The sequence below is a fragment of the Sutterella massiliensis genome (genome assembly GCF_016899755.1).
Taxonomy (GTDB): domain Bacteria; phylum Pseudomonadota; class Gammaproteobacteria; order Burkholderiales; family Burkholderiaceae_F; genus Sutterella; species Sutterella massiliensis.
Genome location: NZ_JACJJC010000340.1, coordinates 1 through 354, shown reverse-complemented (window position 1 = coordinate 354; position 354 = coordinate 1). Strand labels below are relative to the sequence as shown.

At 53.1% G+C, this 354-nt stretch carries 1 protein-coding gene; it reads left to right on the top strand.

The window, feature by feature from the left end; genetic code table 11:
- The coding region (locus H6A60_RS12825; RefSeq protein WP_275114239.1) for a tripartite tricarboxylate transporter substrate-binding protein at positions 1 to 255 on the top strand (255 nt) is incomplete at its 5' end.
- Between the last annotated feature and the right edge of the window lie 99 nt (positions 256 to 354).

Below are 354 nucleotides of genomic sequence, written 5' to 3'. Positions count from 1 at the left end.
GGGTTCGACTACGATCAGACGTCGTGGCGCTGCATCGTCGTGAACAAGGACACGCCGGACGCAATCGTCGCCAAACTCGCTGAGGCATTCCGTCGGGCTATGGAAACGCCCGAACTGAAAAAATCCGCCGATGCGCACTGGGAGCCGCTCGCGTACCTGCCGCCAGCCGAAACGCAGAAGTTCCTCGAAAGCGAACTGGGGTTCTACAAAGAGTTGACGATGAAACTCGGTATTCATTACAGCCAGAAAAAATAACCTGCGGAACACAAAAAAATATACTCGCCGCGAAGGTTTTCAAGTCGAGGCGAGCATTCTCAAGGCAGCTTAATTTGTTTGGTTCCGATCACGATACGC